The sequence below is a fragment of the Curtobacterium sp. 'Ferrero' genome, assembly GCF_002412165.1.
GTDB lineage: Bacteria > Actinomycetota > Actinomycetes > Actinomycetales > Microbacteriaceae > Curtobacterium.
This window is the reverse complement of the sequence record NZ_NXIA01000007.1, coordinates 39,249-62,294: the sequence shown is the minus strand read 5'-3', so window position 1 is coordinate 62,294 and position 23,046 is coordinate 39,249. Positions and strand designations below refer to the sequence as shown.

General features: G+C 70.1%; 22 protein-coding genes. 17 read left to right on the top strand and 5 right to left on the bottom strand.

The genetic code is table 11. The features are described 5' to 3' along the window. The first annotated feature begins 7 nt into the window (after positions 1-7). From Csp2054_RS08325 to Csp2054_RS08275, 11 genes are all read left to right on the top strand, one after another. Positions 8-1,696 carry an ABC transporter substrate-binding protein gene (locus tag Csp2054_RS08325; RefSeq protein WP_096898840.1) on the top strand — a complete coding sequence of 563 codons (1,689 nt, stop codon included), beginning with the start codon at positions 8-10 and terminating at the stop codon, positions 1,694-1,696. Between the two features lie 33 nt (positions 1,697-1,729). Then, positions 1,730-2,719, top strand: coding sequence for an ABC transporter permease (locus Csp2054_RS08320; protein ID WP_096898839.1), 990 nt, complete (start codon positions 1,730-1,732; stop codon positions 2,717-2,719). Between the two features lie 10 nt (positions 2,720-2,729). Beyond that, on the top strand, positions 2,730-3,749 hold the full coding sequence (locus Csp2054_RS08315) for an ABC transporter permease (protein ID WP_096898838.1): 1,020 nt from the start codon (positions 2,730-2,732) through the stop codon (positions 3,747-3,749). Continuing rightward, positions 3,746-4,657: an ABC transporter ATP-binding protein gene (locus Csp2054_RS08310; protein ID WP_096898837.1), complete on the top strand. Its 912-nt coding sequence runs from the start codon at positions 3,746-3,748 to the stop codon at positions 4,655-4,657. Before Csp2054_RS08315 ends, Csp2054_RS08310 begins: the two co-directional genes overlap by 4 nt. After that, on the top strand, positions 4,654-5,451 hold the full coding sequence (locus tag Csp2054_RS08305; RefSeq protein ID WP_096898836.1) for an ABC transporter ATP-binding protein: 798 nt from the start codon (positions 4,654-4,656) through the stop codon (positions 5,449-5,451). Before Csp2054_RS08310 ends, Csp2054_RS08305 begins: the two co-directional genes overlap by 4 nt. Continuing rightward, positions 5,448-7,976: a glycoside hydrolase family 2 protein gene (locus Csp2054_RS08300; RefSeq protein WP_255252668.1), complete on the top strand. Its 2,529-nt coding sequence runs from the start codon at positions 5,448-5,450 to the stop codon at positions 7,974-7,976. The genes Csp2054_RS08305 and Csp2054_RS08300 overlap by 4 nt, the downstream gene beginning before the upstream one ends. Before the next feature lie 19 nt (positions 7,977-7,995). Next, positions 7,996-8,877 carry a LacI family DNA-binding transcriptional regulator gene (locus Csp2054_RS08295; protein WP_141399184.1) on the top strand — a complete coding sequence of 294 codons (882 nt, stop codon included), beginning with the start codon at positions 7,996-7,998 and terminating at the stop codon, positions 8,875-8,877. A gap of 243 nt (positions 8,878-9,120) precedes the next feature. Continuing rightward, positions 9,121-10,785, top strand: a complete 1,665-nt coding sequence (locus tag Csp2054_RS08290; protein WP_096898834.1) for an ABC transporter substrate-binding protein — start codon at positions 9,121-9,123, stop codon at positions 10,783-10,785. Continuing rightward, positions 10,782-12,563, top strand: a complete 1,782-nt coding sequence (locus Csp2054_RS08285) for a dipeptide ABC transporter ATP-binding protein (protein WP_096898833.1) — start codon at positions 10,782-10,784, stop codon at positions 12,561-12,563. The genes Csp2054_RS08290 and Csp2054_RS08285 overlap by 4 nt, the downstream gene beginning before the upstream one ends. Continuing rightward, positions 12,560-13,498 (top strand): ABC transporter permease, encoded by a 939-nt coding sequence (locus tag Csp2054_RS08280; RefSeq protein WP_096898832.1) that lies wholly within the window; start codon positions 12,560-12,562, stop codon positions 13,496-13,498. The genes Csp2054_RS08285 and Csp2054_RS08280 overlap by 4 nt, the downstream gene beginning before the upstream one ends. Beyond that, the gene (locus Csp2054_RS08275; RefSeq protein WP_096898831.1) at positions 13,495-14,493 is read left to right on the top strand and encodes an ABC transporter permease; all 999 of its coding nucleotides are present in this window, start codon (positions 13,495-13,497) and stop codon (positions 14,491-14,493) included. The genes Csp2054_RS08280 and Csp2054_RS08275 overlap by 4 nt, the downstream gene beginning before the upstream one ends. Before the next feature lie 219 nt (positions 14,494-14,712). On the opposite strand, the gene Csp2054_RS08270 is transcribed toward Csp2054_RS08275, so the two are convergent. The 3 genes from Csp2054_RS08270 to Csp2054_RS08260 form a co-directional block, all read right to left on the bottom strand. Continuing rightward, positions 14,713-15,726 (bottom strand): lipid II:glycine glycyltransferase FemX, encoded by a 1,014-nt coding sequence (locus Csp2054_RS08270; RefSeq protein WP_096898830.1) that lies wholly within the window; start codon positions 15,724-15,726, stop codon positions 14,713-14,715. A 99-nt stretch (positions 15,727-15,825) separates the two neighbouring features. Then, positions 15,826-16,338 carry a hypothetical protein gene (locus tag Csp2054_RS08265; protein ID WP_096898829.1) on the bottom strand — a complete coding sequence of 171 codons (513 nt, stop codon included), beginning with the start codon at positions 16,336-16,338 and terminating at the stop codon, positions 15,826-15,828. Then, positions 16,335-16,874: an AAA family ATPase gene (locus Csp2054_RS08260; RefSeq protein ID WP_255252667.1), complete on the bottom strand. Its 540-nt coding sequence runs from the start codon at positions 16,872-16,874 to the stop codon at positions 16,335-16,337. The genes Csp2054_RS08265 and Csp2054_RS08260 overlap by 4 nt, the downstream gene beginning before the upstream one ends. Before the next feature lie 32 nt (positions 16,875-16,906). Between Csp2054_RS08260 and Csp2054_RS08255 the strand changes: the two genes are divergently transcribed. The 4 genes from Csp2054_RS08255 (at position 16,907) to Csp2054_RS18065 (ending at position 19,353) form a co-directional block, all read left to right on the top strand. After that, positions 16,907-17,536 carry a GrpB family protein gene (locus Csp2054_RS08255; RefSeq protein ID WP_096898827.1) on the top strand — a complete coding sequence of 210 codons (630 nt, stop codon included), beginning with the start codon at positions 16,907-16,909 and terminating at the stop codon, positions 17,534-17,536. Positions 17,537-17,660: 124 nt separating this feature from the next. Next, on the top strand, positions 17,661-18,167 hold the full coding sequence (locus Csp2054_RS08250) for a GNAT family N-acetyltransferase (RefSeq protein ID WP_096898826.1): 507 nt from the start codon (positions 17,661-17,663) through the stop codon (positions 18,165-18,167). Positions 18,168-18,207: 40 nt separating this feature from the next. Then, the gene (locus Csp2054_RS08245; RefSeq protein ID WP_096898908.1) at positions 18,208-18,930 is read left to right on the top strand and encodes a class I SAM-dependent methyltransferase; all 723 of its coding nucleotides are present in this window, start codon (positions 18,208-18,210) and stop codon (positions 18,928-18,930) included. Between the two features lie 246 nt (positions 18,931-19,176). After that, complete coding sequence (locus Csp2054_RS18065; RefSeq protein ID WP_176491620.1) at positions 19,177-19,353, top strand: hypothetical protein; 177 nt, start codon at positions 19,177-19,179, stop codon at positions 19,351-19,353. A 22-nt stretch (positions 19,354-19,375) separates the two neighbouring features. Here Csp2054_RS18065 and Csp2054_RS08235 read toward each other — a convergent pair whose 3' ends face one another. Further along, a complete protein-coding gene (locus tag Csp2054_RS08235; protein ID WP_096898824.1) occupies positions 19,376-20,653 on the bottom strand; it encodes an MFS transporter in 1,278 nt (425 codons plus the stop codon). Positions 20,654-20,770: 117 nt separating this feature from the next. Here Csp2054_RS08235 and Csp2054_RS08230 point away from each other — a divergent pair, with 117 nt between their 5' ends. Together Csp2054_RS08230 and Csp2054_RS08225 are read left to right on the top strand one after the other, a co-directional pair. Beyond that, positions 20,771-21,745 carry a DUF2332 domain-containing protein gene (locus Csp2054_RS08230; protein WP_096898823.1) on the top strand — a complete coding sequence of 325 codons (975 nt, stop codon included), beginning with the start codon at positions 20,771-20,773 and terminating at the stop codon, positions 21,743-21,745. Positions 21,746-21,796: 51 nt separating this feature from the next. Then, positions 21,797-22,081, top strand: coding sequence for a hypothetical protein (locus Csp2054_RS08225; protein WP_217990890.1), 285 nt, complete (start codon positions 21,797-21,799; stop codon positions 22,079-22,081). Positions 22,082-22,248: 167 nt separating this feature from the next. Here Csp2054_RS08225 and Csp2054_RS08220 read toward each other — a convergent pair whose 3' ends face one another. Beyond that, on the bottom strand, positions 22,249-23,034 hold the full coding sequence (locus Csp2054_RS08220; RefSeq protein WP_217990889.1) for a helix-turn-helix transcriptional regulator: 786 nt from the start codon (positions 23,032-23,034) through the stop codon (positions 22,249-22,251). Positions 23,035-23,046 lie beyond the last annotated feature (12 nt).

The window sequence follows — 23,046 nt, the reverse complement described above, 5'->3', positions numbered from 1 at the left end:
GTCAAGGATGCTCTTCACCACCGCCCGTCGCCGACGTCGTCTGACGGCCGTCGCTGCCGGACTCGCCACGATCACAGCACTCGCGCTCAGCGGGTGCTCCTCCACGTCCTCCGGTGCCGGAACCTCGAGCATCACCGTGTTCAACGGCGCGACGGGGACCATCGCCGAGAACTGGAACCCGTTCTCGCCGAGCATGCTGCAGCCCACGCAGGGCGTCATCTACGAGCCGCTGTACTACTACAACCTCGCATCGACGTCGAAGCCGCAACCGGAGCTCGCCACCGGGTTCTCGTGGAACGACGCGGGGACGCAGCTCACGATCACGACCCGCAAGGACGTCACCTGGACCGACGGCAAGCCGTTCAGCGCCTCGGACGTCGCGTTCACGTTCAACCTGATCCACGACACACCCGCCCTGAACACCAGCGGGCTGAACGCGACGGCGAAGGCGACGAACTCGGACACCGTCGTCCTGACCTTCCCCGAGAAGTCCTTCACCCAGGAGCCGCAGATCCTCGGGAACCAGGCGATCGTCCCGGAGCACATCTGGTCGAAGGTCAAGGACCCGACCACCACGATCAACGCGAACCCGGTCGGTACCGGCCCGTACAAGCTCCAGTCCTTCAACGCGCAGAGCTACGTGCTCACGAAGAACACGAAGTACTGGCAGCCCGGGAAGCCCGCGATCGACACGGTGCGCTACATCTCGCTCTCGAACGCCGACGCGGCCAGCGCCGCGCTGCTGTCCGGGAAGGTCGACTGGATGAGCTCGTTCCTGCCGAACCTGAAGCAGCTCCTCGCGAACCACAAGGAACTGTCCTACGTGAACACGCCCGCCCTCACGACGTCGCTGTTCGCGTGCTCGAACGCCGATCTCGGGTGCACGGGACCGCAGACTGATCCGGCCGTCCGCCGGGCGATCTACCAGGCGATCGACCGGACACAGCTGAACAAGCTCGCCGGGGGAGGGTTCGCAGCCGAGGCATCGCCGACCATGCTCCTGCCGGACCGCGACGAGCAGTGGATCGCGAAGAGCGAGGACCGGACCGCACCACAGGAGGCGGACACCTCGGGTGCGACCACCACGCTCGCCGATGCCGGTTGGACGAAGGGCAGCGACGGGATCCTGGAGAAGGACGGCCAGCGTCTGAGCATGACGGTGCAGGTCGTCGCGGGCTACAGCGACTACATCTCCGCGATCCAGGTCATGCAGACGGAGCTGAAGAAGGTCGGGATCGAACTCAAGTCGAACCAGCTCTCGTACAACGAGTGGAGCAACAACGAGACCAAGGGCGACTTCCAGCTCACGATGGACTCGATCGGGCTCGGTGCGTCGTCGAACCCGTTCTACACGTACAACCCGCGCTACTCGTCGAAGAACACCGCGAAGGTCGGCACCGCTGCACCCTCCGGCGGCAACTTCGCCCGCTACTCGAACGCCACCGTCGACAAGGCGCTGACCACCGCTGCAGCGACGAACGACGAGTCCGTGCAGCGCGAGCAGTACGCCACCGTCCAGGAGCAGATCGTCCGAGACCTGCCGTACATCCCGATCTACGTCAACTCCACGCTGACGGAGTTCAACACCTCGCGGGCGACGGGCTGGCCGACCAACGACGACAAGTACGCGTTCCCCGCGTCGTGGAAGTCGTGGGACAACGGCATCGTCCTGAAGAACCTGAAGCCGGCGAAGTAGCCGGACCGGCACCGAGGAGCAGAACGGCATCCGATGCGGTACATCCTGCAGAAAGCGGCCTTCTACGTCGTGGCGCTCTGGGCAGCCCTGACGCTGAACTTCTTCATCCCGAGATGGATGCCGGGCAACCCGGTCGACATCCTCATCTCGAAGCTGTCGGCGAAAGGGCCGGTCAGTCCGGCGACCCGGCGTGCGATCGAGCTGCTCCTCGGTGCCGACACCAACGAACCGCTCTGGCGGCAGTACCTGGACTACCTCGGGAACCTGTTCCACGGCGACCTCGGGGTGAGCGTCACGTACTTCCCGGCGTCCGTGACGCAGATCATCGGCCAGACCCTGCCCTGGACGGTCGGGCTGATCGGCATCGCGACGGTCATCTCGTTCCTGGTCGGGATACTCCTCGGTCAACTGGCCGGCTGGAAGCGCGGCTCGTGGCTGGACAGTGTCATCCCGGTGACCACGATGTTCCAGTCGGTGCCCTACTTCTGGCTGGCGCTCATCCTGCTGTACCTGTTCGCGAGCGTCCTCCCGGTGTTCCCGCTCAACGGCGGCTACGACGTGTACGGGACACAGCCCGGACCGACGGCCGACTTCGTGGGGAGCGTCCTGTACTACGGAACGCTGCCGGCCCTCACGATCGTCATCTCGTCGATCGGCGGGTGGATGCTCGGGATGCGCAACATGATGGTGTCGACCCTGTCGGAGGACTACATCCTGACGGCAGAGGCGAAGGGCCTGCACCCCCGCCGCGTCCGGACGGTCTACGCCGCGAGGAACGCGGTCCTGCCATCGGTGTCCGGCTTCGCCATCTCGCTCGGCTTCGTGGTCGCGGGCTCGATCGTCACGGAACAGGTGTTCTCGTACCCCGGCATCGGGTCGGCGCTCCTGACCGCTGTCCAGGGCAACGACTACGCCCTCATGCAGGGGATCTTCCTCGTCATCACCGTGTCCGTGCTCGGCGCGAACCTGCTCGTCGACCTGCTCTACGCGATCATCGACCCCCGCACCCGGGCACGGGTCTAGGAGGACTCCCATGGCCATCACCACAGCGCTCGACCCGGCGGTGCCGGCGGCGGGCGGACCCCGTCGGCGCCGGATCCTGCCGACCCCGACGCCGAAGCTCGTGACCGGAGCGACGATCGCGGTCGTCATCGTCCTCTTCGGTGCACTCGGACCGCTGTTCGTCGGCAACCCGAACAGCGTCAGTGACGTCGGCCTCGCAGGGCCCTCGGCATCGCACCTCCTGGGCACGACGCAGACCGGGCAGGACGTCCTCGCGCAGCTCGCGAACGCCACGCGCGGCTCCCTCGTGATCGGGGTCGTCGTCGGGGTCCTCGCGACGATCGCCTCGGCGTTCTTCGGGATCGTCGGCGCGTACATCGGCGGATGGGTCGACGAGGGGTTCTCCCTGTTCACGAACGTCGTGCTCGTCATCCCGGGCCTGCCACTGGTCATCATCATCTCGAGCTACGTCCCGGACAAGGGACTGCTGCTCATCGCGGGCGTGCTGGCGATCACGAGCTGGGCCGGCAGCGCGCGGGTGCTCCGCAGTGTCACCCTCAGCCTGCGCGGTCGGGACTACGTCGCGGCGTCCCGCGTCTCGGGCGAGCGCACCTGGCGCATCCTGATCGTCGAGATCCTGCCGAACCTGGTCCCGGTGCTCGCGTCGCAGTTCGTCTTCGCGATCATCTTCGCGATCCTCGGCGAAGCGGGTCTCTCGTTCCTGGGGCTCGGTGCCTCCGGTTCGCTCACGTGGGGCACGATGCTCTTCTACGCGCAGAACGGCCTCGCACTCCGGCTCGGGGCGTGGTGGTGGTTCGTGCCGCCGGGACTCATGATCGCCTTGTTCGGTGCGGCCCTGTCCCTCATCAACTTCTCGATCGACGAGGTGATCGACCCGAAGCTGCGGGCGTCGACGCGGTCGCAGCGGCGCAGGTGGGTCATGGGCCGTCGTGAGGCCCGTGCGATCGAGCGCGACCTCCTCGCGGGCGACACCCGTACCGCAACGGTCGCGAACCCCACGCCGTCCCGTCAGCACCAGGAGGACCGATGACGACCACTGCCCCATCCGACACCGGACGGGTGCCGCGCCACGAGGCCGATCCGGTCCTCAGCATCGAGCACTTCAGCGTCGACTACCTCGGCGAGCAGGTGACCCACGCCGTCCGCGACGTCAGCCTGACGCTCGGGCGCGGCGAGGTCCTCGGCCTCGCGGGAGAGAGCGGCTGCGGCAAGTCCACTCTTGCCTACGGCATCAACCGGCTGCTGAAGCCGCCGGCGAAGGTCGTCTCCGGGCGTGCTGTCTTCCATTCCCGCGAGGGCGTCGACGTCGACCTCGGCCTGCTCGAAGGTGAGGACCTCCGCGCGTTCCGGTGGGACCGGATCTCGATGGTGTTCCAGGGCGCGATGAACTCGCTGAACCCCGTCGTCTCCGTCCGATCACAACTCGAGGACGTCTTCCGGACGCACCGGCCCGAGATGTCCCGGCAGGAGCGCCGGACCCGAGCCGGCGACCTGTTGGAGCGGGTCGGCGTCGACCGTGACCGACTCGGCTCGTACGCACACGAGCTCTCCGGCGGCATGCGTCAGCGGGTGATGATCGCGATGGCGATGGCGCTCGACCCGCAGGTGATGATCATGGACGAGCCGACGACCGCGCTCGACGTCGTCGTCCAGCGCGAGATCCTGCGCGAGATCACCCGGCTGCGCGCGGAGCTCGGCTTCGCCGTCGTCTTCATCACCCACGACCTGCCGTTGCTGCTCGAGATCAGCGATCGCATCGCCGTCATGCGCCACGGCAGGATCGTCGAGCTCGGCGACGCGGTACAGGTCTACACGCAGCCGCGCGACGACTACACCAAGCAGCTGCTCGCGTCGTTCCCGAGCCTCACCGGCTCACGGGGCGACTTCATCCGAAGCGGTCACGCCGCCCGCGCCCTGCACGAGGAGGACGACGCATGAGCGCACTCGAGTTCCGGTCGGTCAGCAAGGAGTACCGCATCCGCGACGGCCGCCGCACACGGACCCTCCTCGCCGTCGACGACGTCTCGTTCACGATCGAGGCCGGGCGCACGACGGCCCTGGTCGGTCAGTCGGGCAGCGGCAAGTCGACCATCGCGAAGCTGCTCCTCCAGCTCGAACGGCCGACGCGCGGCACCGTCCTGCTCGACGACGAGCCCGTCCACCGGCACGGGGCCGGGCTGCGGTCCTACCGGAGTGCGGTACAGATGGTGTTCCAGGATCCGTTCGCGTCGCTCAACCCGTTCCACACGATCGGGCACCACCTCGCCCGGCCGCTGCGGTTGCACGGCAAGGTCCGGTCGCGTGACGACGAGCGAACGCAGGTGCGTCGGCTGCTCGAACGCGTCCGCCTCACCCCCGCCGACGACATCGCCGAGCGGCGTCCGCACGAGCTCTCCGGCGGGCAACGACAGCGCGTCGCGATCGCCAGGGCGCTTGCGCCCGGACCGAGGATCCTCATCGCCGACGAGCCGGTGTCGATGCTCGACGTGTCGATCCGGCTCGGCGTGCTGAACCTCCTCGCCGACCTGCAGCGCGAGGAGGACCTGGGTGTCCTCTACATCACCCACGACCTCGCAACCGCCCGGCACTTCTCCGACGACATCCTCGTGATGTACCGCGGCGTCGTCGTCGAACGGGGTCCGGCGGACGACGTCATCCTGAACCCGACCCACGAGTACACCAAGCTCCTCGCCGAGGCGGCTCCCAACCCCGAGAAGAGGCTCGCATCGTGAGCACCACGACCCTCCCGACACCGTCCACCGAGGTCCTGGCGCCGCGACGCACCGACCTCGGCGGGACGGGCTGGACCCTGCACGCGACGACCGGCCCGATCCCCGCGGAGCTCCGGACCGCGCTGTCCGACGGCATCCCGGCAACCGTGCCGAGCGAGGTCCACGTGGACCTGCTCGCGGCCGGACTCGTGCCGGACCCGTTCGATGCGGACAACGAGCAGACGACTGCGTGGATCGGGTACTGCGACTGGCAGTACCGACGCTCCTTCGAGCTCTCCGCAGCGGACCTGGCCGCGGCGGTCCGTCACGACCTGGTCGCCGAAGGACTCGACACGGCCGCGACCGTCACCCTCAACGGCACCGTGGTGGCGACCACCGCGAACCAGCACCGCTCGTACCGGTTCGACGTCCGTGACGTCCTCGTGCCCGGACCGAACGAACTCGTCGTCGACCTGCGTTCGCCCATCGAGTACGCCCGTGAGCAAGAGGAACTGCTGGGGCACCGACCCCGGGTCATGCACCACCCGTTCAACGCGATCCGGAAGCGCGCGAGCGACTTCGGCTGGGACTGGGGGATCGACCTGTCGAGCTCCGGCATCTGGCGTCCGATCGCCCTGGAGTCGTGGTCCGGCGTCCGCATCGCGAGCGTCCGGCCCCTGGTCGACGTCGTCGACGGTCACGGCGTCCTGACCGCGCACGTCACCGTGGAGCGTGCCGATCGGGACACCGACCTGCCCGTCCGCGTCACGGTCGCCGGGACGACCAGCGCGGGGACCGTACCGCCCGGGTCGATCGAGACCACGGTGACCGTGACGACGGACGCCGTCGAGCTCTGGTGGCCCCGCGGACACGGAGCGCAGCGCCTGTACGAGGTCTCGGTGGAGGTCGACGACGTCTCGTGGACGGGTCGCGTGGGGTTCCGCACGACGCGCCTCGACACGACGCCCGACGCGGACGGCTCACCGTTCCGGATCCTCGTGAACGACGTCCCGATCTGGGTCAAGGGAGCGAACTGGATCCCGGGCGACGCGCTGCTCACCCGGATGACTCGCGAGCGGTACCGGAAGGCCGTCGGCGACGCGGTCGATGCGGGCATGAACCTCCTGCGGGTCTGGGGCGGGGGAACCTATGAGTCCGAAGACTTCTACGATGTGTGCGACGAGCACGGGATCCTCGTCTGGCAGGACTTCCCCTTCGCCTGTGCCGCCTACAGCGAGGAGGAACCGCTCCGCAGCGAGGTCGAGGCCGAGGCCCGGGAAGCGGTGACCCGGCTGTCCGGTCACCCGTCGCTGGTGCTCTGGAACGGGTGCAACGAGAACATCTGGGCGTACGTGGAGTGGGGCTGGGCGCCGGCACTCGTGGGCCGTTCGTGGGGCGATGGCTACTACCGCGGCCTCCTTCCGGCCATCGTGGCCGAACTCGACCCGACGCGACCGTACTCGCCGGGCAGCCCGTACTCGTTCCTGGAGTACGCGCACCCGAACGACCCACGCCACGGGACGATGCACATCTGGGACGTGTGGAACGAGCGTGACTGGACCGCCTACGCCGAGCACCGGCCTCGGTTCGCCTCGGAGTTCGGCTTCCAGGGCCCGCCGGCCTGGTCGACCCTCACCGCGGTCGTGCACGACGAGCCGCTCCGACCCGACGGACCGCAGATGCTCGTGCACCAGAAGGCCGACGACGGCAACGGCAAGCTCGAGCGCGGCCTCGATGGGCACTTCCCTCGGCCGACGACGGTCGAGGACTGGCACTGGGCGACGCAGCTCAACCAGGCCCGGGCGGTCCGGTTCGCGGTCGAGGGGTTCCGTGCCGACCATCCGCGCTGCTCCGGAGCCGTCGTCTGGCAGCTCAACGACGACTGGCCGGTGGTGTCGTGGGCGGCGGTGGACCACGCCGGTGTCCGGAAGCCGCTCTGGTACGCGCTGCGAGAGGCGTACGCCCCGGTGGCGATGGTGCTGCGTCCCGATCGCGACGGCGTACCCACACTGTCCGTCCATGCCGACCAGGACCGCCCGTGGGTGGGCGACGTGCAGTTCGAGCGGTGGGACGTGGCGACCGGGGAGGTGCTGGGAACCGCGAGCGTGCCCGTCTCCGTACCGTCCCGCGGGCTGTCCGCCCTCCCCGTCCCCGCCTCGGTCGCGTCCGACCCCGGGGCGAGCGTGCTCGTCGCGTCGGGTCATCCCCGATCGGGCGGCGAACCGCTGCGGACGTGGCTCTGGTCCGACGAGGACGACGCGCCACCCCTCGGGTCCACTGCTGACTCCGTCGAGGTGTCGGTGCAGGACACTGCTGACGGATTCGCGGTCACCGTCACCGCGAACGCCCTGGTCCGAGACCTCTTCCTGCAGGTGGACCGGATCGCCCCGTCGGCGGGTGTCAACCGCGGACTGGTCAGCCTGCTGCCGGGAGAGCGAGCGACGTTCCGCGTCGTCCTCCCGGCGGGTCACGCGGTCCCCAGACGCCAGGAACTGTCCTACCCGGTGCTATGTTCGGCCGGTGACCTGGTTGCCCGTCGGGAGTGAGCCGCGACGCTCGGTCGGGGTGACCATCCGACGTCCGCGTCGGCGGGTGGCGCTCGAGCCCTTCTGGATGCAGTACGTCCGTGGCATCGAGGAGGTCCTGGCCGAGTGCGACCTCGTGCTCGTCCTGCAGGTGGTCGGCAGCGTCGAGGAGGACCTCGGCGTCCTCCGGCGATGGGCGACCAGCGGGAAGTTCGCGGGTGTGATCGTCACCGACATCCTCGTCGACGACCGGCGGATCCCGGCCTTGCGTGACCTCGCACTCCCGGCAGTGCTGGTCGGGACGATGGGCGCGGAGTCGGACTTCACGACGATCTCGACCGACGACGCCGCGGTCGCCGAGGCCATCGTCCAGCACCTCGCGACCCACGGGCACCGCTCGGTGGCCCGGGTGAGCGGACCACGCTCGATGATGCACACCGCCGTCCGGGACCGTGCGTTCGCCTCCGCTGGTGCAGCGGCCGGTGTGCGCATGACGACCGTGGAGGGTGACTACACCGCGGAGGCGGGTGAGGCCGGGGTGCGTGCGCTGGTGGTCGAGGGCGTCGACCGCCCGACCGCTCTCGTCTTCGACAACGACGTGATGGCGCTGCGGGGCCTCGACGTCCTGACCGCGGCAGGTGTCAGGGTGCCGGACGACATCACCGTCGTCGCGTGGGACGACTCGGTGGGTTGTCAGCTCGCAGAGCCTGCGCTGACCGCTGCCGCCCACGACATCCGAGCGTTCGGGGCGGACACCGCCCGTGCGTTCCTCGACGTGCTCGGCGGCGCGCCGCCGACGTCGCTGCTCGCCGAGACACCGACGCTCGTCGTCCGTGCGTCGTCCGGGCAATCGCCCGCCGGATCGGTCGCATCCGACGTCGACCAGGTGGCGCAGGTGAGCGGCACCGAGGCGGTGCGCTGATCGGGGCCGACCGACACGGGGGCGTCGGCCGCCGCCGATCGGGTTCGACCCGCGCGCATCGGGAATGCCCGAACGCCCACGACGATTGGACCGTTACGTCGCGCGACGCCAGACCGGCCGAGGGATTCGGTCGGGCGTGATCCGCGGTGTCAGGATGGACGCCGCCGAAGGCCCGGTACCGGGCCGTGACACGCCGTCCCACCGGCGCGCACCACCCCACACCCCACGAGGAGCACCACCGTCATGAGACGACCCAAGCGCCTGTTCACCACCGCGGCCGTGGCCGTGGCAGCAGCCCTCGCCCTGAGCGCCTGCTCGGGTGGCGGCTCGTCGGACGCGTCGTCGGGCACCGCCAAGGGCGGCACGCTCAACATCCTGACGACGGCCACCGCGGTGCACCTCGACCCGGCGACCAGTCAGAACCTCAACATCACGACGCTCGGCCTGGTGCTCCGCCGCCTGACCGCGTGGGACGTGCAGCCGGGCAAGACCGCCAAGGTGGTGCCCGACCTCGCCACGAACACCGGCGACTCGAGCGACGGCGGCAAGACCTGGACGTACCACCTGAAGTCGGGCCTGAAGTTCCAGGACGGCACCGCGATCACGTCGAAGGACATCAAGTGGGGCATCGAGCGCTCGTTCGCGCCGACCCTGACCGGTGGCCTGAGCTACCACAAGTCGCTCCTGGTCGGCGGTGACACGTACAAGGGTCCGTTCGACGGGAAGACGCTCGACAGCATCGAGACGCCGGACGACTCCACGATCGTGTTCAAGCTGAACGCGGCCTACGGCGACTGGCCGTGGCTCGTGTCGATGCCCGCGTTCGCCCCGGTGCCCGAGGGCGACGGCACGAACACCGGCGAGTACGACGCGAAGCCGGTCGCCAGCGGTCCGTACCAGGTGCAGTCGAACACGCAGGGCTCGCAGATCACCCTGGTGCGGAACAAGTACTGGAGCGCGAAGACCGACTCCGTGCGCACCGCGGGTCCGTCGAAGGTCGTGTTCAAGGAGAGCCAGGACCCGTCGACCGTCACGCAGACGCTCATCGCCGACAACGGCGACGCGAAGGACTCGTTCGGTGCGACCTACCTCGGTGCCGCCGAGCTGAACCAGGTCCGCTCGAACCCGTCCGCCCAGGACCGCCTCGCCACGTCGAAGGCCGGCCCCATCCAGTACATGGCGATGAACACCCAGAAGGGCAAGCTCGCCGACAAGCAGGTCCGACAGGCGCTGCAGTACGCGGTCGACAAGAAGTCGTACCGGATCGCCGCGGGCGGGGCCCTGGCCGGCACCTACGCGTCGACGCTCATCACGCCCGGCATCGAGGGCCGCGAGGACTACGACCTGTACAAGGCGAGCGCCTCGGGTGACGTCGCGAAGGCGAAGTCGATGCTCAAGGCCGCGGGCGCCGACAACCTCAAGCTCACGCTCCTCACCCAGAACGACTCGTCCTCGCTCGCCGAGGCGCAGGCGCTGCAGGCCGGCCTGAAGCGTGCCGGAGTCACCGTGACGCTCAAGCCGGAGGACCTCGACTCGTTCTACACGGACGCCACGAACGGCAGCGACTACGACCTGGTGCTGTTCAGCTGGCAGCCGGACTTCCCGAGCGCGAACGCCAACATCCAGCCGCTCTACGACTCGTCGCAGATCGGTGACGGCGGCTACAACGTCGCGCACTACAGCAACCCGGAGGTCGACGCCCTGATCGAGCAGGCGACCGGCACGGTGGACCGTTCCGCGGCCGAGAAGCTGTGGGCGCAGGCGGACAAGACGATCATGGAGGACGCTCCGGTCGTCCCGCTGATCTACGCGAAGCAGTCGTTCCTGGCCGGGTCGAACGTCGAGAACTTCCGCGTCGCGGACTTCCCGGCGTACCCGAACTACCTCGTGGTGTCGCTGAAGCAGTGACCGGACCGCTGCTCGAGGTCGAGGGGCTCCGCGTCGCGTTCGGCGACGCGGAGCCCGTCGTCCGTGACGTCTCCTTCTCGCTCACGCCCGGCCGGGTGCTCGCCCTGGTGGGGGAGTCCGGATCGGGCAAGTCCGTCAGCGCCATGAGCGTGCTCGGACTCCTGCCGTCCCAGGCCCGGGTGACCGGCAGTGTGCGGTTCCGCGGCGAGGAGCTCGTCGGTGCGTCCGACGACGCCCTCCGCGCGGTCCGCGGCGCCGGCATCGGTGTCGTGTTCCAGGAACCGATGAACTCGTTCACGCCGGTCCTGTCGATCGGCACGCAGATCGCCGAGGCCGTCCGCGCGCACCCGTCGGGGCTCGATCGCGCGGGTGTGTCGGCGCGGATCGACGACCTGTTGCGTGCCGCCGGCCTCAGTGACCCCCGACGGATCCGGAAGGCCTACCCGCACGAACTGTCGGGCGGGCAGCTGCAGCGCGCGATGATCGCGATGGCGCTGGCGGGTGACCCGGTGGCGCTCATCGCGGACGAGCCGACGACGGCGCTCGACGTCACGGTGCAGGCCGGCATCCTCGACCTGCTCCGGCGGCTCTGCCGTGAGCGGTCGCTCGCCGTCCTCCTCATCACGCACGACATGGGGGTGGTGGCGGACGTCGCCGACGAGGTGCTCGTGATGCGCCGCGGCGACCCCATCGAGCGGGGGAGCGTCGCCGAGGTCTTCGCACGTCCGCAGGCGGACTACACGCGCGAGCTCCTCGCCGCGGTGCCCGCTCTGGAGGGACGGGGCGCGTCCGCCCCGACCGCTGCGGACGGACCGGTGGCCGGGTCGCAGGCCGAGTCTCGGCCCCGCGGACGGTCCACGGGCTCGACGGACGCGAACCTGTCCGCCCGGCCGAGTCGCGGCGTCCCCACCGACGACGCCGCGACCCGCGCGGACGAGGCGAGCCGCGCCTCCCGTCCGACCGACGGCACGACGGTGGCGCGCCTGCGCGACGTCGCCGTCCGCTACGCGCGCCGCGGCGACCCGACCGTGTCGGGCATCGACCTCGAGCTCCACGCCGGCCGGACCCTCGGCCTCGTCGGCGAGTCCGGCTCCGGTAAGTCGACCATCGGGCGGGCGCTCGCGGGTCTCGTGCCCGTCGTCGCCGGCACCGTCGAGGTGGACGGCAGCGATCTGCGGACGGCGCGCGGGAAGCGGCTGCGCGAGCTGCGCAGCCGGGTCGGCATCGTGTTCCAGGACCCGGCGTCGTCGCTCAACCCGCGACAGACCATCGGGTGGAGCATCGCCGAGCCGCTCCTCGTCCACGACCCCGCCGCCGACCGTCGGGCGCGCGTCGACGAGCTGCTCCGCGCGGTCCAGCTCGACCCGTCGTGGGCGGAGCGGTTCCCGCACCAGCTGTCGGGCGGCCAGCGGCAGCGCGTCGCCGTCGCGCGGGCGCTCGCGCTCCGACCGGCGCTCGTGATCGCCGACGAGCCGACCAGCGCGCTCGACGTCACGGTGCAGGCCGCCGTGCTCGACCTGCTCGCGTCGCTGCAGGACGAGTTCGGGTTCGGCATGCTGCTCGTCAGCCACGACCTCGCGGTCGTCCGACAGCTCGCCGACGAGGTCGTCGTGCTCCACGACGGCCGCATCGTGGAACGCGGGACCACCGGTTCGGTGCTCGACGACCCGCAGCAGGACTACACGCGCATGCTCCTCGCGGCAGCGCCCGTCGCCGACCCCGTGCGGCAGGCGGAACGCCGCGAGGCCTGGCGTGCGTGGGAAGGGGTGGCATCGTGACCGCCAACGTCGTCGACCGTCCCGTGTCGCCATCCGCAGGCCGCAGCACCGGCTTCCGGGCCGTCGTCCGCCGGGTCCGACAGGACCGCTGGGCCGTCGCCGCGGCCGTAGTCATCGCCGTGTTCGTCGTCGTCGCGATCGCGGCCCCGCTCATCGCCGCGATCAGCGGACAGGACCCGTACAAGTACCACATCGACGCGCTCAACGACTTCGGCGCACCCCGTGGACCGCTCGGCGGGGTCAGCGGCACGCACTGGTTCGGTGTCGAGCCGCTCACCGGACGCGACCTGTTCGCGATCGTGACGTACGGCGCACGGACCTCGCTCGGCATCGGGCTCGCGGCCACGGCGCTGTCGATCGTGATCGGCGTCCTCGTCGGGGTCACCACCGGGTTCCTCGGCGGCTGGTACGACCGGGTGCTCTCCCGTGTCGTGGACGTCATCTTCGGCTTCCCGTCGCTGGTGTTCATGATCGCCCTCACCGCGATCGTCCCGACGTCGTTCCCGAAGCCGGTGCTCGTCGTCCTCGTCATCGGGTTCTTCGGCTGGCCCGCCGTCGCCCGGGTGGTGCGCGGGCAGACACTGTCGCTCGTCACCCGCAACTTCGTCGTCGCCTCCACCGCCATGGGGGCCGGCCGCTGGCACGTCATCCGCACCCAGCTGCTGCCGAACCTCGCCGCGACGATCACCGTGTACGCGACCATCTCGATCCCGTCGATGATCGGAGCCGAGGCCGCGCTGTCGTTCCTCGCCGTCGGCGTCACGCCGCCGACGCCGTCGTGGGGGCGCAGCATCGGCGACGCCGTCGGCTGGGTGCAGACCGACCCGATGTACCTCGTCTTCCCGGGCATCGCGCTGTTCCTCGTCACCCTGGCGTTCAACGTGCTCGGAGACGCGCTCCGCGATGCCCTCGACCCCCGTGGAGGTGACCGGTGAGCACGTTCCGCTTCATCGCCGTCCGCGTCCTCGGCGCCGTCGTCGTGCTGTTCGTCGTCGCCGCCATCACCTACGCGCTGTTCGTGCTGCTGCCGACCAACCCGGCCCGCGCGATCTGCGACAAGCCGTGCACGCCCGACCGCCTCCGCGAGGTGCAGGCGTTCCTCGGCACCGACAAGCCCTGGTTCGCCCAGTTCGGCGCGTACCTAACGGGGATCTTCGCCGGACGCACGTTCGGCTCCGGCGCGTCGGTGATCCACTGCGCGGCACCCTGCTTCGGGTACTCGTTCCAGCTGCACGACAGCGTGACGAACCTCATCCTGTCCCGCCTGCCCGTCACGGCCTCGATCGCGGTCGGTGCTGCGCTCCTCTGGCTCGTCGCCGGTGTCGTCGGCGGGGCGGTGTCGGCCCTGCGTCGCGGGACCTTCGTCGACCGCGCGGTCATGACCGCCGCCGTCGCCGGGGTGTCCTCGCCGTCGTACCTCATCGGGCTGCTGGCGATCCTGCTGTTCGGGTTCGTCCTCGGGATCCTGCCGACCAGCGGGTACGTCGCGTTCACCGACGACCCGGTCGGCTGGTTCACGCACCTGATCCTGCCGTGGTGCGTCCTCGCGTTCATCAGCGCCGCGATCTACGCCCGCCTGACCCGCGGTGAGATGCTCGAGTCGATGTCGCAGGACTTCGTCCGGACCGCCCGTGCCAAGGGGCTCCGTGAACGCCAGGTCGTCGTGCGGCACGGACTCCGGACGGCGATCCTGCCAGTGGTGACGCTGTTCGGGCTCGACCTCGGTTCGCTGCTCGGCGGTGCGGTCATCACCGAGAAGGTGTTCTCGATGCAGGGGCTCGGGGCGCTGCTCATCGATGCGGTGCACACGCTCGACCTGCAGGTGGTCGTCGGGTTCACGCTGTTCTCGGCGCTGCTCATCGTGACGGCGAACGTGATCGTGGACGTCGTGTACGCATTCGTGGACCCGCGGGTGCGCCGCCGAGCGTAGGGCGAGCCGCCGCGATCGGTGCCGTCTGGACGGCCGATCAGGAACCGGGGGCGATCAGCGGGGTGCTCCCAGTTCCGTCGGCCCGCGCCTCGGTAGGTTCGTCCTGCACCACTCCACGGGGCGCGTCCCAGTCGGGGGACCTCGTCTGGTTCGATTTCCGGAGCGCTCCACCACACCCCGTGCCGACGAACGACCGGCCGACCCGCTCGTCGCGCGGACTCAGTCGCGGGCCCGCCCCGACCGGACGGGCAGCATCCGGATTGCCAGCGACCGCACGGCTGCGGCGGCGGACGAGACCACGCCGGGCACGATCGACGAGACGGCCGTGACGTACGGCACCTCCGCGCTCCCGAACGCCGTCTTGAACTTGCTCACGCCCTCGTCGACGTGACCGACGAGGTCGACGGACGTGTGTCCTCGGCGCAGCGACCACTGCAGCACCTCGTGGTAGAGGACGGTGCTGGGGTTCGCCGATCGGTGCGCCCGCAGGGATCCACCGACCCATCCCGTGACCACGGGGTGGCTCGCCAGCGCCACCAGCACCCCCACCGCCTGCTCGTCGATCACCGCGGTGACGGCGATGAAGTCGTCCCGGCCCGCCGACCACTCCTCCAGCCGTGCGCCGAGGTCGGCCGGGTACGGAGACGGGACCCCACGGTTGCCGTACGACTCCTCGAGGACGCGGGGGAGGAGCGTCGTGACCTCACCCGGGAGGGCGGGCCGGACCTGGACGCCCCGCCGGAGCGCCGTGCGCAGGTGGTAGCGCGCGTTGCTCTTCATCCCGGCTGTCAGGGACTCCGGGCTGGCCCCGGCGAGGTCCACGGTGAAGGTACGGTCGGTGTGCCACTCGCAGGGTGTCCGGCGCAGCGCGCGTTCGGCTGCACCCGCCAGCCCGGGCCCGAACTGGAAGCGAACCACCGGGAGGCCGTGTCGGACCTGCCACCCGCGGAACGCCCGCAGGATGGGTTCGAGGAGGTCGTCGGGCACCAGCGGACCGAGGTACGGGAACGGGGGCTCGACCGACCTGGGCACGCGGGTCGACTGCATCACCACGGGGAACACCCCGACCGCTTCGCCGTCCCGCCGGACGACGAGCGGGGTGAGCCGCCACCCGAACGTCTCCGTCATCAGGTGCAGCCACGACCAGTCGTGGAACCCCGTCGCCCCGGGACTGGCTGCGACGAGCGAGTCCCACAGCCGCGGGTCGTCGGTCTTCTTGAACCGGATCTGCACTGATCGATGCTTTCTGTCGGGTACTTTCCACCCTAACGGTCGTCGGACGAGCGCACGGCGGCGTCCTGGCCACCAGCCTGGAGGCGCGACACGCGTCGATCAGGCGGGTCGCGCCTCCAGGCTGGTCGCCGCGTCGCGGCGCTCCCGCCTCCGATGCCGTGCGACCACCGTGATCGTCGCGGCGGCCGTCGCGAGCGCCAGGGCGAGCATGCTGCCCCACAACGGGAGCGGGAGCACGCCGGCGATGATGCCGGCCGACAGCGGGACGAGGGCGAAGGTCCCGGTCACGAGGCCCGTCAGCACGACGACCGCGGCGACGTCCCCGAACGCGGTCGGTCGGCGGTGACGCAGCAACCAGTCGGGCAGGCCGGCGAGGGCACCCGCGGCGAGCCCGAACACGAACGCGGCCAGGGCGCCGATGGCCATCACCGGGAACATCACGATGAAGAAGGGCAGCTGGTCGGGGGACCCCTCGGCGATGGCGCCGATCAGCAACCAGCCGACGGGGAGGACCACCATGGCGGCGGCCCCGGCCTTGGCCGTGGTCAGCGGCAGCACGGAGAGCAGGGTCCGGCGGAGGCGCAGCTCCTCGGTCGTGTCGGTCGTGGTCACGGTCGTGCGCCGCCCGTCCTGCCCCCGTCGCCGTCACCGCCGCGGTCCGCGAACGACGCGATGGCGACGAGGTCGGCGACCACGTCGTGCAGCGGTCGGGAGGCGTCGAGCACGTGCGTGCACGAGGCGCGGAGGAGCGGCAGGACCTCGCGGTGGTCCGCCTCGATCATCGCCCGCTCGACCGCGGACTTGCCGTACGGGTTCGTCGTCCGTCCGGCGACCCGATCGAGCATCGTGTCCAGCGGGGCGTCGAAGAGCACGACCGCCTCGAACCGGTCCGCGAACACGGACTGGTTCCGCACGCAGCCCGACACGAACAGCGACCGGTCGTCCTCCGTGTCGAGCAGTTCGGCGATGCGGTCCTCGACCCACAGCCACTCGCCCTGGTGGACGGGATCTGTCGGGTCAGGAGCCGGGTGGTACTCGCGCCAGCCCGCGTCGTCGGTGTCCACGACGCGGTGGCCGAGCGAGGCGAGCTCGGTCAGCGCGGAGGACTTCCCCGTCCCGGAGAGCCCGGTGATCAAGACCGTCGCCACGGCAGTCACCCTAGCGAGGTGGTCCCGGTGCGGTGCACGATGGGGCGGTGGACACGCACCCGCTCTGGCGCCCGTTCAGCGCTGACAGCAACGCGACGCGACAGTCGCAGCGAGTGGCGTTCCGACAGGTCGAACCTGGGCCGCTCCGCGAGTACGACTCCCGATGGGCCGATGCGTTCGGTCGCGTGCGTACCGCCCTGGTAGGAGCGCTCGGCCCGGGAACTGCGATCACGCACGTCGGGTCCACCGCTGTGCCGGGGATGATCGCGAAGCCGGTGATCGATGTCGACGTCCTCGTCACGGACGTGCTCGACGAAGCGAGTTGGCTCCCGAAGCTCGAGGAGATCGGGTTCCGGCTGGTGTTCCGCGACGTGATCGCCGGGGATCCGCACTGCCAGCTCACCCTCGGCGACCCGAACACGAACCTCCACGTGTGGCGGCCGGACGCAGCGGAGCCGCGGCGGCACCGGCTCTTCGTGTCGTGGTTGCAGCGCCACCCCGAGGATCGACGACGGTACGCGGATGCGAAGGCCGAGGCAGTACGGGCCGCTGCGGACGGCCTGCGGTACAACGACGCGAAGGCCGCTGTCGTCTACGACCTCTACGAGCGCGTTTTCGCGGCCGACCCTGACCATCCGCACGCCCCCCGGCCACGCCCGTGATCACGCCGGATCAGCGGGCGTCCCGACCGGTGTCGACGCGCAGGGAAGGACGCGCAGGGAAGAACGCAGCGCGATCACGGCTGCACCGCTGACGCGACGGCGGCGTCTGTGCCAGTGTTGACCGATGACCATCGAGGTGATCGAGCGCCGGAGCGCACCGGACACGCGTCGGATCCTCGAAGCGCTGCCCGACTGGTTCGGTGATCCGGTCGCCATCGACAACTACGTTGCCGCCGCTGCAGACCCGGACTTCGGGAGTGTGCTCGCCGTCAGGCCCGAAAGCGTCGTCGGTGTCGCGCTGACCCGGCGGCACTTCGCGCAAGCCGCCGAGATCCACCTCATCGCCGTCGATCCGGAGCACCGAGGGTCGGGGGTCGGGCGTGCGCTGGTCGAGCACATCGTCGAGGCGTCGGAGCACGATGGTTGTTCGTTGCTCTCGGTGCACACCGTCGGCCCGTCCTTCGAGCACGAACCGTACGCACAGACGCGGGCCTTCTACCGTGCCGTCGGCTTCCTCCCGCTGGAGGAGCACGACGGCCTCGACTGGTCGGGACCGAGTCTGATCCTCGTCCGCCCGCTGGCAGGTGCCGCTGGACCCGACCGTGCACCCGATCCTCGTGTCCGCTCGTGACCCTGACGGACCGGGCGGCACCCCCGAGGAGGCTCGTCGGATGACCGACCTCGATCCCCGTCTCGTCGCGCTGTACGACGACGACAACCCCGACGGGGTCGACAGCGACTTCTACCGCGACCTCTGCGCCTCGACCGGGGCCAGATCGGTGCTCGACCTCGGGTGCGGGACCGGGGCACTCACCGTGAGCTTCTCGGAAGACGGTCGGTCGATCTTCGGTGTGGACCCCTCCGCGACGATGATCGGCCACGCGAAGGAGCGGCCGGGAGCGGGAGCGGTGACGTGGATCGTCGGTGACAGCCGTGCGCTCCCGGACGTCATCGTTGACTTCGCCGTCATGACCGGGAACGTCGCGCAGCACATCCCGGACGGGGACTGGCAGCGGACTCTCGGAGATCTGCGTCGAGTGCTCCGTCCCGGAGGGGTCCTGGCGTTCGAGAGCCGCAACCCGGCAGCGGCGGCATGGCGAACGTGGACGTCGACCGAACACACGATCCGCGACACTCCGAGCGGCCCGCTGGAGGAGTGGTCGGACGCTCGGGAGATCCGTCCGGGAGTCGTACGCCTGGTCTCCCACAACGTGTTCCTCGACACGGACGAACGTCTGACCTCCACCGACGACTTGTTCTTCCGGGATCGGACTGTGGTCCAGCACCACCTCGACGTCGCGGGCTTCCACATAGCGGCGGTGTACGGCGACTGGCAGCAGGGACCGGTGACCGAGTCGTCCGCCGTCCTGGTCTTCGTCGCCGTCGCCCGGTAGCCGATCGGACGCCACACCCGTGGGGTATGGCTGCTACGCGGACGAGCGAGCGAGACCCCTGATGTACGCCGTCACGATGCTGACCGCATCGATCGGCGCAACGTCGGCGGTTCGGTACAGCAGCAGCGCATCGACCAGGCCGACGAGATCGGCCGCGGCCAGGTCCGGTCGGACGACGTCGATCGCGGACAGGAGCGTGCATGCCGTTGCGTCCTGGCGGGGCCGGACCACACGACGTTGTCTGCGATGACGAGAGCCCTGCCTGCCCAGCGGACGATGACGGTCACCATGCCGATCCCGGGCCGGATGGGACGCGCGTTCCGGGACGGCATCCTGTTGCCCCGTCCTGGCACCGAGGTCGTCGGACCGCACTTCCTGGAATGGGTGGCCGGCGAACGGGGAGGCGAGGCCGACGGCGGGTAGTGGCAGCTCGCCTCCCGAGGACCTACTGCTCGGCACCGATCTGGTCGCTGCGGGCGTCCCGACCGGTGTCGACGCGCAGGGAAGAACGCAGCGCGATCACGGCTGCACCGCCGAAGACGGCGGCGACCGCGAACAGAGCGACCCCTCCGCCTGCCGCGGTCGCGAGCGCACCGCCTCCCACAGCACCGATCGCGGCGAGGGTTCGGTACGCACTCCGCATCGTCGCGTTCGTGCGACCCAGGAGCGCGTCCGGAGTGAGGCTCTGCCGGAGGCTCATCTCGTTCGCGTTCTCGCATCCCGCAGCCGCCCCGTGCACGGTGAACGCGGTGAACAGGACGGCGATCGCTGCAGCTCGTGCACCACTTGCTCCGACGACGGCGATCGCGATCGCTGCCCACGCGACGGGGTAGGCGATCCGCGTGGCGATGATCGTGCGACCTGCCCCGAAGCGGGTGCCGAGTCGCGGCGCAGCGGTCGCCCCGAGGAGCATCGCGACGCCGCTGACCGCGATGATCGCGCCGTAGACCACGGCCGGGAGCGCGAGGGTACGGAGGGCGACGATGGCGAACACCGTGAGCGCGGCGGCGTTCGCGAGGAACCACACTTGCGTCGAGATCGCCAGTGGTGCCAGGGTCTCGTGCCGGTAGGTCCAGCGCAGGCCGTCGACGACGTCGCCGAGCAGTCGCGATCCCGTCCGTCGTGGCGCAGTCCGCTCGACGATGCGGACCCTGGCGACGAGCGCCGCCTCGACGAGGTAGCTCACCGCGTCGACGACGATGGCGACCGGTGCGGTGACGAAGCCGACGAGCACACCGCCGAGCGCCGGACCGACCGTCTGCGCCGCGGCGTCGCTCTGGTCCACCCGCGCGTTCGCCGGCAGCAGGAGGTGCCGCGGAACAATCCGGGGAAGGAGTGACTGCGTGGCCGCGAAGCCCACGACCGACAGGGTGCCGAACACGAACAGCGCCGCCGCGGTCACCCACAGGTTCAGCAGTCCGACCGACCAGAGGACGGGGATCGTTCCCAGGCTCACCGCCCGCCCGATGCTCGCCCAGACGAGGAGCGGCTTGCGGGGCACACGGTCGACGTACGCTCCGATCAGCAGACCGAAGAGGGCGTACGGCAGGAACTGGGCCGCGTTCACGAGCCCGACCTCGAGTGGGCTGGCCTGCAGGACGGTCACCACCAGGACCGGGACGGCCACCGCGCTCACCGCCGTGCCGAACGAGGACACGGTGGCAGCGGACCAGTAGGACCGGAAGCCGGGCACCTCGCGCACCGTCGCCGCGTCGTCGCCCATGACGCAACGCTGACAGAGCCGGTGCCCCCGCACAAGGGAGCGCGTTCGGACGGTGAACGGACGCTCCGTCCTCTCTGCGCAGTCAGGGCGGGCACGCGCCGCGACTAGCGTTGCGCCATGACGGATCACCGAGTCGCGGACCACTACCGCCGGTTCGCCGAACGGGAAGCCCGCGGAGTCTCCGCGATGTACGAGCGTTGGGCGCTCGGCGTCGCGGACGATCCTGCCGTGCTCGACCGCATCGGCACGCTCCCGGGGATCAAGCAGCAGCCGAACCTCGTCTTCGCCGCGGCTCGGTTCCTCGGCGCTGCCGAGGGCTCGTACGACGAGTTCCGGACGTGGCTGCTCGAACACTGGGGATCGGTCGCGCCGGTCGTCCTCGCACGGTCGACACAGACCAACGAGGCGGGGAGGTGTGCGGTCCTCCTGCCGGTCCTGAGCCGCATCGAAGGGCCGCTCGCGCTCATCGAGGTCGGCGCATCCGCGGGACTGTGCCTCTTCCTCGATCGGTACAGCTACCGGTACGACACCGGGGCGGACGTCATCCCGATCGACCCGGCTGACGGACCGAGCACGGTCACGATCCAGTGCCGGATCGACGCGGGCAGTGTCCCTGTGCAGCTGCCAGACGTTCGGTGGAGGGCGGGGATCGATCTCACCCCGCTCGCGCCGGGAGACCACGCCACCCGGGAGTGGCTCCGCGCGCTCGTCTGGCCCGAGCACGACGAACGCCGGCGGCGACTGGACGCAGCACTCGACGTGGCCGCGGCAGACCCTCCTACGGTCCTCCGTGGTGATCTGGTTGAGTCGATCGATCGGTTGATCGCTCAGGCGCCCGCCGACCTCTCGTTGGTCGTGTTCCACAGCTCGGTCCTGGTCTACGTCGCAGAGCCTCGACGCGAGGAGTTCGCGCGCCGGATGCGATGCCGGCCTGACGTCACCTGGGTCAGCAACGAGGGTGAGCCCGTCCTGCCTCGCGTCACCCAGCGGCTCGAACGCCCGTCGCGCGGCCGGACTGTGCTCGCAGTGGACGAGCGGCCCGTGGCGTTCGTCGGTCCGCACGGCCAGAGCTACGAATCGATCGAACCGTGAGCGCCCCGCGCGTCCGACGACGGGGAAGACCAAGCGCAACGAGCAGCGTGCGTGGATGACACCGTGGTGGGATCGCACCGATCCGTCGGATCGCCCGGACCTCACGAACCGAACTCCGGCCGGGATCATCGAGTCGTGGTGGAGGTCATTCCCATGATCGTGCTGAGCGGAGGGTTCACCGCTGCTCGATGGGCATTCGCGATCTTCTGTTCCGCCATCGCGGTGGTCATCGAGCTCGTCTTCGTGCGGAAGCTCGTCCGGCGGATCGCGGGTCGTCGCGCGCTCAGCAAGAACCGTGGAGACGGCGACGATGTCGCGGGCACGGAGCGACCCTGACAATCAACCGGGGAGCACGGTGAACGGATGGCAGATGCACAGCGCGGATGGGTGCAGCGGCTCCGATGAGGAGTCTCGCCGCAGCCGGGGTCGTCGGTGTCCATGACCCAGTGCCTGAGCATGACGAGCTGGCGCCGATGGTCCAGTCCAGGCCCGTGCAGACCGAGTCAGATGCGTAGGTAGACCGTCAGGGTCTGCATGGGCCGTTCCGCGACCTCGAACGATGTGTAGGTGAGCTGCTGCTCGACGCCGTCCTCACGACGCACGCGTTTGATGCCGGCGCGGCTCGTGCCGACGTCGTAGCGCGGCCACCACCGGTCCGCTTCGCGGCTTCCCTGCCGAAGATCTGCCACCAGCTCATGGAACGCGGGCTCGTTCGTGTGCTGACCGGCGCGCGCGCGGAGCCGCGCGAGGAGCCCTTTCGCGACGTCGGACCAGTCGGGCAGGACGTCCCTTGCCGCTGGGTCGAGGAAGACCCAACGGGCGAGGTTGGGCTGGCGTTCCGGCGACGCGGCACCACGGAACAGCGTCGAGGCTGCGCGGTTGACAGCGAGGAGATCGAACATCGGGCCGGTCACGTAGGCCGGTTCCGGGTCGAGCAGGTCGACGATCCGTGTGACCTCCGGGTCGGCGGACCGCTGGAGGTCGTTGCTCGGCTCGAGGACCTCGGTGGCGATCGTGAAGAGGTGATCGCGTTCCACGTCGTCGAGTCGGAGCGCCCGGGCGAGGGCGCCGAGCACCTGTCGCGAGGCCCGGACATCGCGACCCTGCTCGAGGAAGGTGTACCAGGTGGGGCTGATCCCGGCGAGGACGGCGAGCTCCTCCCGTCGGAGGCCCGGAGTGCGTCGACGAGGGGCATCGGGCAACCCGACCTCGGCGGGGCTGGTGCGTTCGCGGCGCGCACGGAGGAACGTACCGAGCTCGCGCCGTTGCTGTTCACCGAGGTCGGTCAAGGGTGTCTCCTC

Bases quoted from the DNA above. Each gene is read 5' to 3' on its own strand.
- Csp2054_RS08320 (WP_096898839.1), top strand. From the start codon at position 1,730: ATGCGGTACATCCTGCAGAAAGCGGCCTTCTACGTCGTGGCGCTCTGG.
- Csp2054_RS08325 (WP_096898840.1), top strand. From the start codon at position 8: ATGCTCTTCACCACCGCCCGTCGCCGACGTCGTCTGACGGCCGTCGCT.
- Csp2054_RS08305 (WP_096898836.1), top strand. From the start codon at position 4,654: ATGAGCGCACTCGAGTTCCGGTCGGTCAGCAAGGAGTACCGCATCCGC.
- Csp2054_RS08235 (WP_096898824.1), bottom strand. From the start codon at position 20,653: ATGGGCGACGACGCGGCGACGGTGCGCGAGGTGCCCGGCTTCCGGTCC.
- Csp2054_RS08310 (WP_096898837.1), top strand. From the start codon at position 3,746: ATGACGACCACTGCCCCATCCGACACCGGACGGGTGCCGCGCCACGAG.
- Csp2054_RS08315 (WP_096898838.1), top strand. From the start codon at position 2,730: ATGGCCATCACCACAGCGCTCGACCCGGCGGTGCCGGCGGCGGGCGGA.
- Csp2054_RS08230 (WP_096898823.1), top strand. From the start codon at position 20,771: ATGACGGATCACCGAGTCGCGGACCACTACCGCCGGTTCGCCGAACGG.
- Csp2054_RS08245 (WP_096898908.1), top strand. From the start codon at position 18,208: ATGACCGACCTCGATCCCCGTCTCGTCGCGCTGTACGACGACGACAAC.
- Csp2054_RS18065 (WP_176491620.1), top strand. From the start codon at position 19,177: ATGACGAGAGCCCTGCCTGCCCAGCGGACGATGACGGTCACCATGCCG.
- Csp2054_RS08290 (WP_096898834.1), top strand. From the start codon at position 9,121: ATGAGACGACCCAAGCGCCTGTTCACCACCGCGGCCGTGGCCGTGGCA.
- Csp2054_RS08250 (WP_096898826.1), top strand. From the start codon at position 17,661: ATGACCATCGAGGTGATCGAGCGCCGGAGCGCACCGGACACGCGTCGG.